The following is a 9,212-nucleotide window of genomic DNA, read 5'->3' on the forward strand; positions in this document are numbered from 1 at the left end:
AGGCCTACCTGACCGACGTCATCACCCGCATCGTTGCCGGACATCCGCAGAGCAATATCGACGACCTGCTGCCCTGGGCCTACGCCCCGCAGCCCCTCAGGGCCGTGGCCTGAGAACGACGCTTACGGTTTAGGCGCTCCGGCTGAGGTACTCTCGGGGCGAGAGCATGCGCAGGCCGGAGTACGGGTGGATCGTGTTGTAGTCCTCGAACCAAGCCGGCAGAAGCCGCATCACGGTCTCGGCGTCGGCCAAGATGGCCAGGCGGGCATAGTCCCGCTTGAGCGTCTTCACGAACGCCTCCGCCATGCCGTTGCTCTGCGGCGAACGCATCGGGGTGAACAGCAGCCGTAGGCCGAGCGCGGCGGCCGTCTCGGCTGTCTCCTTGGCGATGTAGGCGGAGCCGTTGTCGGACAGCCACTCGACTGGGTGCGGGGTCTTCGTCGCGCCGAACCGGCGCTCGCAGCAGGCGATCATCAGGTCGTCCGGTCAAAACGGGGTGCGGTTCACGTACAAAAAAAGACGGCTCACGCTGCCGAGCAGGAGCCGCCGGACGTGAGGGCGGCGCGGGAGGCGTGGTTCGAGACCCAACCCGACCTCGACCCGGCCCGCCTCGTGTTCGTCGACGAGACTTGGACGGCCACCAACATGGCTCGTACCCGCGGTCGCTGCCCGCGCGGCGAGCGGCTGCGCTCCCCTGTGCCACACGGCTACTGGAAAACCACGACGCTCGTGGCGGGCTTGCGCCTGTCGGGCATCGCCGCGCCGTTCGTGCTCGACGGGCCGATCAACCGCGACGCCTTCCAAGCCTACGTCGATCAAGTCCTGTTGCCTGAACTTGCACCCGGCGACGTCGTGGTGATGGACAACCTCGGCAGCCATAAGGGTCCGGCGGTACGTGCAGCGATCGAGGCGGCGGGGGCGCGGTTGCTGTTCCTGCCGCCCTACTCGCCCGACTTCAACCCGATCGAGATGGCGTTCTCTAAGCTCAAGGCGCTGCTGCGCAAGGCTGCCGAGCGCACCGTCGAGGCGCTCTGGGCCACGATCGGGCGACTCTTCGACGCCGTCGCACCCAACGAGTGCGCCAACTTCTTCGCCGCCGCAGGATACGATCCCGATTGAACCGAAAATGCTCTAGGTCGCGAACCCATAACGGCTGGCACGGGTGAGGTGCGGCGCTGTTAGCCCTCTGAGCAGGAGGGACTTGGATGGCGCGGTTTGACCTAACGGATGCGGAGTGGGCGGTGATCGAACCGCTGTTGCCGACGGACGTGCGCGGCAAGGAGCGCGTGGATGATCGGCGGGTGCTGAACGGGATCTTCTGGCGGCTGCGCACGGGCGCGCCCTGGGCCGACATCCCGGCGCGCTACGGCCCACATACGACCTGCGGCAACCGTTTTCGGCGCTGGCGCAAGCGCGGCATCTGGGATCGGCTTCTGGACGCCGTGTCAAAGGCTTAAGAGGGCGACCTGCAGATGATCGACGCCACCAGCGTGCGGGTGCACCAGCACGCCGCCTGCGCCCAAAAAAAGACGGCCGATCCGGTGGCATGGGTCGCTCGCGCGGCGGCCTGACGAGCAAGATCCACGCGCTGGTGGATGCCGAGGGCCGTCCCGTGGCCCTCCAGATCACGGAGGGCCAAGCGCATGACGGGCGTTCGGCGGCCGACATGCTGGGCGGGTTGGGTGCAGGTCAGATCCTGCTGGGTGACCGGGCCTACGACAGTAACGCGCTGCGAGCACAGATGGCCGAGCAGGGGGCGTGGGCAAACGTGAGGCCGATGCCCAACCGCAAGCAGGTGCTGCCCTTCAGCCCGTTCCTGTACAAGTACCGCAACATGGTTGAGCGCTTCTTCAGCAAGATCAAGCACTTCCGAGCCGTCGCCACGCGCTACGACAAGGATCCTGACAACTTCCTGGCCAGCGTCAAACTCGCAGCCCTGCCTGTCTGGCTGCGTGCTTTATGAGTCCGCGACCTAGGTAGGGAACTCATACAACCAATTGCTGTCGCTTACGTTTCCTTCCTGAGATTGGGGTTTCCAGCGCAGGAGGATCGCGATGGCACGGTTGTTCTGGCTCTCCGATGAAGCCTGGGGGCGGATCGAGCCGCACCTCCCTCACGGCCAACCGGGCAAGCCTCGGGTCGACGACAGGCGAGTGATCAGCGGCATCCTGCATGTGCTGAAGGTTGGCTGCCGCTGGCAGGACACCCCCTCCGCTTACGGTCCGCACACGACGGTCTACAACCGCTACAACCGGTGGTCTCAGCGCGGGATCTGGCAGGGGCTGTTCGCCAAGATCTCGGCCACAGGCCCTGTGCCAGATGAATTGATGCTCGACGCGTCCCACGTGAAGGCCCACCGCTCGGCTTCGGGCGGAAAAGGGGGGCCTCGAGCCAGGCGATCGGCCGCTCGCGGGGCGGGTTCACGAGTAAAATCCATTGCTTGGCCGATGATCGTGGCCGACCGGTCGCGTTCGCCCTGACGCCCGGCAACGTGGCCGACATCACCATGGCGCTGCCTCTGCTGCGCGCTGTGGTGCCGCCCAAGCGTTTGATCGCCGACAAGGCCTACGACGCGCAGAGCTTGAGGGATTGGCTGAAGAGCCACCGGGTGATCGCCACCATCCCGTCCACGGCCAGCCGGACGGTACCCTACAAGCACAGCCGGATCGCCTACCGGCGGCGCAATCGGATCGAGCGGCTGTTCGGACACCTCAAAAACTGGCGGCGCGTTGCGACCCGCTACGACCGCTTGGCCTGCAACTACCTCGCCGCCGTCGCACTCGTTTCCTGTGTCGTCGCATGGACCTGAATGAGTCCCCTACCTAGCGCTCCTTATATCTAAACCGCCCTCTCAATATATCGCAGAATATTATCCTACAAAGCAATATCCCCATGTAAAGACGCAGGGTTGCAATCGTCTCTTCGGAAAAAGCTGCTTATAGGCGCAGGTCTAATGCATTCAACCTCGCTCAACCTTGAAACTCGAATGATCCAGCAGGGAAGATTTCTGCAACTCGAGCTTCATGGCCGCGGAGATCCCATAGCCGCAGTTCCGCATAACTGATTCGGTTTACGCTGTCTTGCCTAGTAACATGGCACTGCTCGAAAGCAAGAAGTATCGTATCGAGCTGCGGCCGCGTGTACAGATCGGCGCTCTCGGTCGACTGGACAGTCGAATCGCTGGTCCCGAAGTTTTCACCTATATCGAGCGTAATCTCAGTGTGATAACCTGTGCGCATTGAACCCAGCGCGCTCACTAGGATCGTGACTTCATCGTGTGTAACGCGTAGGAAAACACACACTCGCTGCGCGAACTCGAAACGCTCGTCGGCCGCGAACTCACGCAAGAGCTTAATCGTGAATGGTTGCGTGGCGCAAGAGGGCAACTTATGAATGTATCGGGTAGGAACAGTTCGTAGAGCCGGAATCTGCAGAGTTTTCGATGCCGAGGGGCTGGCTATTCGGCCCTCTCGGCGGCCATCCGTGCGGTAATGCAAGAGCGGGTTGATGCCTGAACTTGCAATATCGGGATAGCGGATGAGGTAAGAGGCACTGCTAAAGCCGGGGTTAGGGTCGAGTCCGGCGACAGCCCCAAAGCGAAGATAGTGCCTGACCGGATCAAGGCGGGTTGGGCCGCTCTGTGCGCGAAAAAACGCGGTATCGAAATCCTCGGCCGCGTCGCGGTTCTGCGCCGCTCCACGCCATACATAATGTAAAAATGGGTCAATCCCCCAACGAGCCACATCCTCGTTTTTTCGCAGGTAAAAACCTTCGTCAAAGAGCTTTGGAACCCGTCCTATCAAGACGCGTCGAACGAACGTCGAAGTTATTCCGACGAGGCGCTGCCAAACTGTTTTTTTTGTCATGCGAACGTTGGCGCCTCGCAGATTTGGCGCAGCTTGGCAACGAAGGAAGTCGGCGCACAATCCCGGGCCACAGCCTCGAGTCCTTCCCGTTGGATCCGGGACCAAGTTTCTGCATCGTTGTGGAGATGAGCTAACGCGGCGGCGAAGCCCATGGGGTCGCGCCACTCGTGTTTGAGGTAGCCTGTGCCCTCGGGCCACCCGATTTGCTCAGCCAGGATCGGCGTCACCATGCACGGCAGCCCTTGTGCGATCGCGGCGTGGACTTTGTGAGGCATACCTGCGGCAAACCGAGTGGGCGCCACGAAGACACGCGCCCTGTCGGACAGGGTTGTCAGATCAGGAATCCGACCCGTAACCATGACGTTTGGCGCGGTCAGGCGGGGACTAACGCCTGAAGCAACATGGCCGACGATGGTGAATTGTGCATGGGGTACAAGCTCACGCAGCTTCGGCCAGACGGCGTCTAGGAACCACAACAGCGAGTCGACATTGGGCGAACTTGGGTGCTGCAGCGAACCGACGAATAGAAACCCGCTTCGATCGCCGAACGTTGCGAGGTCGTTTGCGCGCGGATAGAACGCGTGGCCAAGAACAGCCGTGTTGGTGACACCCTGGCTTTGCAGCAGACGAGCTTCGGCGTCTGAGACGCAGACCACATGATCGGCTTGGACAAAGTTGCGCGTCTCGCGCCGAGCCTGTTCTATGAAACGCGCAGCGATGCCATGCCCGTCTCGCACCGTCTCCTCCAAGAAATCACGCAAGCAGAATAATGCTTCTGAGTCGAAAATGATCTTGCTGCGGAAATAATCACGCAATGAAACGTCTCGATTGAGAAATATCTCACAAATAAGATCAATGTTATGGGGACGGCTTACCCATAAGACGTCGTAATAGTCCGGCCGCTCATCGATGAGGTGTACGAGCCCGGAGCCTTCTTTGGAGTCAAGAATCTCGACGGAGTCCGGCAAATCGCGGTAGCGTTGAGCTATTTCGGCGTCGCCGCGATGCACCGGGTAGACGGTCACGTGATAACCCAGGCGGGCCATCGCACCGACGGTGAAGTTCGCCCGCGGCATTCCTGCGCCGAGATCAACGTGGGGTACAGAATCGTCGACGTAAAGCACTTTAAGCGCCCAGGCGTCGTGTGTTCGATCGCCGAAGCGAGGCGGCGCTCCTGCCTGCGGAAACAGCCACGCTCGGTGCCGGTCGAGAAAGCGCTCGCGGTTGCGGTCGATGAGAGCCTCGACCTCCGATCGCAGTGGCGTTGTTGCATTTTCGAAATGTATCGCGCTCGCCCGGGGCTGGTACACGACCCGACGACCTGCCTGATGGCAGCGCACGCATAAATCCGTGTCCTCGAAGTAGGCCGGGGCGAAAACATCATCGAAGCCGCCAAGTTCCGCGAACAAGGTACGCTCAACGGCCATGACCGCACCCGAGACGTATCCGACCTCGCGCTGGAACGCTCCTTCGGGCAGGAGGGGATCGGGATCGCCACGGCCATACGGATGAGTTACCTGTGCATCATCCCGGAAAAACGCGCCGCATTCCTGGAGATAGCCACCGGGAAACACCAGGTGGGCTCCGACGATGCCGACCGTCGGGTCCTTGAAAGGTTCGATCAGAGCGCTGATCGCGCCTGGCAAGAGCTCCACGTCGGGGTTGAGAAACAGCAGATAACGACCACGTGCTGCGGTAGCCCCGCGATTACATGCTGGCCCGTAGCCAACATTTTTCGCGTTACGAATAATTTCAACGCCATCAAGCGTAGCGAGGAAATCTTGTGTTTCCTTGCCTGACCCGTTGTCGACCAGTATCACCTCAAAGGGGATATCCGTGAGAACTTGCTGGGCGGCTAAGCGGTAAAGCGTCAGTATCAGGATCTCAGGGGCGCCGTACGAGACGATCACAATCGAAACGACGGGGTGAGACGCTGGCGTGAAGCCAATGCGCAAGCGGTTGCGCGCGAGAGCGTTGCTTACGAGACGTGCCTCGACGAGCGCGGTGAGGCGCCCATAATGGGGGTCGACTGTCTCGATTTTGCTCATTGGGGCCCGTTGGTGTCTTTGCGGGCTAGGCCGCGATGGTCAGACGCCCGATCAGATCGTCGCTCAAGAGGAGGAGCATCTCCGGACGAGGCGGCGCTGAAGGAGTCACAGGTCCTGCTTCTGAGCGGTCCGGTGTGCTGGTTCCAGGTGAGGTGAGGGTTAGCGCAGCGGGAACGAGGGTGAGGTCGGTGCGCTCCGCCGTAAAACCGAGGCCGGGCGAGCGTGTCAAGGCGGTGACATTAGACAGGCGCATTTCTCGTGCTCGCCCGGCGGCTACGACGAAACATGCAGTGGGCCTGGAGCCGGTGAGGAGGAAGCTTGGTACATTGGACACGATGGTGAGCGCGTCGGGTCCAATCCCGATCGTGCGTGCCTGCGTCGTCCAATCCGCCTGAATGTCGCTGAAGAAGGCGGCGAGCGCCTCGCGCGCCTCTTGCGACAGCGTGCGGCCGCGTACCCACTCTGGCGCGAAGCTGATCGAAGTTCCGCGCACCTCCGAAACCGAAAGCTGCTGACCGCGATCGGACATCCTGGTCGGCCCCGACTTGGCGAACCAGCGCCGGCGCTCCGGCGCGTAGCGTGCTGCGCGTGCGGCTACAGGCGATAGTTGCTCGGTCGCCACGAGCACGCCGAGTTCTTCATCCTCGGTCGGCAGGGACCGTAGGGACCACTCCTCGGACAGGCAGACCGAACCGAGGCTCACAGATCTCCGGACCGATGATTCGGCGTCGACCCGCAGGCGTGCAGAGCGTGAGGGCCGGCGCGGGATCGCAGCGAGCCACTCCGCTTCGCATGCCTCAGCGACGGCGTTGTAGCGGGAGAGTAGGTCAGCACAGACAGCGGTCAGAGTTGCGAGACCCTTGGCGTCGTTGTGCAGTCTCAGGATGGCCGAGATGGCGTCAGAAACCCCGTCCAGTCGGTGAGCCGGGTGGGAGACGTCGAACCCCTCGAAGGCGATCCGGGTGCCGATCACCGGCCGCCCCATGGACAGAGCCTCGGCCACCTTCATCTTCAGTCCGCTTCCCATCAGCATCGGCGCAATCACCGCGTCGATCTTCTCGTAGAAGGCCTCGACATCGGGAACGTAGCCCGCCAAGCGCACCCCAGGCAGGTCGAGCCCGGTAAGACTGCCGCAGATTTCACCGGCAATCACGAGAACCGGCAGATCGCGGTGCCAGACTGCGGCCCAGGCATGGGCGAACTTGCTGATCGAGAAGAGGTTTGGGTCATTGCCGTGCCCAATGAAACCGAGAGTCGCCAGCCGCTGAGGCGCGCGAAACGGCTTCCGCTCGGCGAAGAGAGGCGGCAGAAGCCGGACCTCGCGGTCGACCAGCTCCCGGAAATAGGCGGCCTCCGTCGCCTGAATCGCCAACACGACATCCGCTCGCGACAAGCCGGCCGCCTCGGATGCCCGGTCCGTGTAGAAGAAATTCGGCTCGCTCCGAAAGGGACGATACTGCAGCTGGCGATCCGCGAAACGGTCGTGCGTGTCGACGATACGCTGCACGCCTGCCGGCACTACGTCGAGGCATCGTGAGAGGAAGACGTAGTTGACGATAATCGCACAGGTCTCGGGGTACTCGGCGAAATACCATTCCCCGAAGCGGACCGCTTCGTCGGGACACCACGCGTCAATCGAGAAGCCGGTCGCCCACGTTTTCAACGGTATCGGGGTCGCTGCCGGAATAAAAAAGGTTCGTTGGAAAGCCGCTGTCATAGCCGCGGCATCCGTCGGCGGCTGCTGGCCAAAGCGGCGGTAGATCTGATCCTCGTGTTGAAGATAGGCTAGGTCGATCGCGAATCCACCACGTTGTAGGGCCTCACAGGTGGCGAGGAGCCGGCGGCGATTGCCTGCGCTCGTTGGAGCAACTGGCATAGGCGCCACGACTAAAACAGTCGGCTTCCCGATATCAGCCACCACCTCACTTAGCTCCCGCGATCCGCGCCACTCCATAGCGCCCGCTTCCGATAAGGATGGCGTCCCCAGGGCGGCGCAGGTCAAGTGGCGAGGCGAGCGTCAGCTTCATAGCAGCCCGCGGCCCTGCGCGCATCCGCACTGCCTCAACCACAGCGTAGGTGTAACCTCCGGCCTCGCGAGCTATGAGACAGGTCGGAACGTAATCGAGGCCGACGGCAGCCGGTGCGCCCGCGTCCTCAGACCAGACCAGCTCACAATCGCATGAAGCGGATGAATCCGCGCAGATTGCGTCTAGCTCGGGAGCGAGCGCGGGCAGCAGAGCAGCAAGGCGATGCACGGTGTTCGGCGCGACGGCCGCCAGCACCGCTTGGGCGAGCACCAGGGTCTCCCCGGATGACAGCGGGACAGGAGCTTCTAGCAACCGGATAAGGCGATCTCGAATATGGGTGCGGAGCGCCACCGATGAGCAATGCCGAAAATCGAAATCACTCGAGCAGCTCACGACAAGAAGACAATGAGCGGGCAAATCGGCATTTTTACCAAAATTGACAAAACACCAAGCTATTAAATCAACACAACGCGGAACCAATATTTCCAGCGGGATCGCGTAGGAATTACGCATCGGCACTCGCAACACGGCAATCCCGTCGGCGATGTGCGCGATCGAGCCGGCATCAGGATCATTCTCACATTGCATGGGATAGCAACTGCTGAAATCGATTGAATTTCTTCACTCGATACATAAGGTGCCGACACCTAATGTAAAATAAACTTAAGAACATGCGACGAACCACACAGGCTACTCTGCACTCCTCAAAGATGGCACGCAAGAGCGTCACTGTGCCTAACGCCTTTCAGGCCCGTCGGTCAATCAACACGTATCAGAATGGCTTCGGCCGCTTATGTAATCCGTCGTGAAGGAGGTAATTACCCACGCCTATGATGGCAGGGTTCAAGCGCCGACGGTTTTGAGGATTGAGCCGAAGGGACTGCTGCCTGTGATGCGGGCGGTGTCGACGACGGCGCGGATGGCGGCCTCGCCCTCAGCCGCCCACATGGCGCGGTAGCCGTTGGTCACCTTCCGCTGCACGACGGCCGGACGAAGCAGCCGCTCGGAGCCGTTGTTCGTCGGCTCGACCTTCCCGGGATAGGCGAGGAACACCAAGAGCTGATCGCGGGCGCGGCTGATCTTGGCCTGCAGATCGTGGGTCAGGTCACAGCGGCTCGGCGTAGCGAGGAAGGGTAAGCGTCGTTTGATCCTCCCTCGGCATCGCGGACACCTCTGATACGCTCATGCTGAGCGGGGAATGTGTCGGATGGCGAAGACGAGACGAGAGTTCACGCCCGAGTTTAAACGCGAAGCGGTCGCCCTGCTGGAGA

At 61.7% G+C, this 9,212-nt stretch carries 6 protein-coding genes and 4 pseudogenes; 4 read left to right on the forward strand and 6 right to left on the reverse strand.

The window, feature by feature from the left end; all coding sequences use genetic code 11:
• A partial coding sequence (locus ACLBXO_RS30990; protein WP_447687751.1) for a transposase domain-containing protein occupies positions 1-113 on the forward strand: 113 nt, incomplete at its 5' end.
• Between the two features lie 16 nt (positions 114-129).
• On the opposite strand, the pseudogene ACLBXO_RS30995 reads toward ACLBXO_RS30990, so the two are convergent.
• Positions 130-480 (reverse strand): annotated as a pseudogene (locus ACLBXO_RS30995) (integrase core domain-containing protein); the annotation flags it as partial.
• A 30-nt stretch (positions 481-510) separates the two neighbouring features.
• Here ACLBXO_RS30995 and ACLBXO_RS31000 point away from each other — a divergent pair.
• The 3 genes and pseudogenes from ACLBXO_RS31000 to ACLBXO_RS31010 all read left to right on the forward strand — a co-directional run.
• Positions 511-1,119: pseudogene (locus tag ACLBXO_RS31000) on the forward strand (IS630 family transposase); the annotation flags it as partial.
• A gap of 86 nt (positions 1,120-1,205) precedes the next feature.
• Positions 1,206-1,963: pseudogene (locus ACLBXO_RS31005) on the forward strand (IS5 family transposase).
• A gap of 91 nt (positions 1,964-2,054) precedes the next feature.
• Positions 2,055-2,809, forward strand: a protein-coding gene (locus ACLBXO_RS31010; RefSeq protein ID WP_447687824.1) for an IS5 family transposase whose coding sequence is annotated in 2 segments (ribosomal slippage) — positions 2,055-2,388 and positions 2,388-2,809 — 756 coding nt in all. Because the reading frame shifts where the segments join, the coding sequence is not laid out codon by codon here.
• A 160-nt stretch (positions 2,810-2,969) separates the two neighbouring features.
• Here the strand turns inward: ACLBXO_RS31010 and ACLBXO_RS31015 are convergent.
• From ACLBXO_RS31015 to ACLBXO_RS31035, 5 genes and pseudogenes are all read right to left on the reverse strand, one after another.
• Entirely contained in the window at positions 2,970-3,866 is an 897-nt protein-coding gene (locus ACLBXO_RS31015; protein ID WP_447687825.1) for a hypothetical protein, read from the reverse strand.
• A complete protein-coding gene (locus tag ACLBXO_RS31020; RefSeq protein WP_447687826.1) occupies positions 3,863-5,914 on the reverse strand; it encodes a glycosyltransferase in 2,052 nt (683 codons plus the stop codon). The genes ACLBXO_RS31015 and ACLBXO_RS31020 overlap by 4 nt, the downstream gene beginning before the upstream one ends.
• Before the next feature lie 25 nt (positions 5,915-5,939).
• The gene (locus ACLBXO_RS31025; RefSeq protein ID WP_447687827.1) at positions 5,940-7,835 is read right to left on the reverse strand and encodes a glycosyltransferase; all 1,896 of its coding nucleotides are present in this window, start codon (positions 7,833-7,835) and stop codon (positions 5,940-5,942) included.
• A 1-nt stretch (position 7,836) separates the two neighbouring features.
• Positions 7,837-8,529, reverse strand: a complete 693-nt coding sequence (locus ACLBXO_RS31030; RefSeq protein ID WP_447687828.1) for a hypothetical protein — start codon at positions 8,527-8,529, stop codon at positions 7,837-7,839.
• Between the two features lie 255 nt (positions 8,530-8,784).
• Positions 8,785-9,099 (reverse strand): annotated as a pseudogene (locus tag ACLBXO_RS31035) (IS66 family transposase); the annotation flags it as partial.
• Positions 9,100-9,212: the final 113 nt, after the last annotated feature.

Source organism: Methylobacterium sp. C33D, assembly GCF_053345825.1.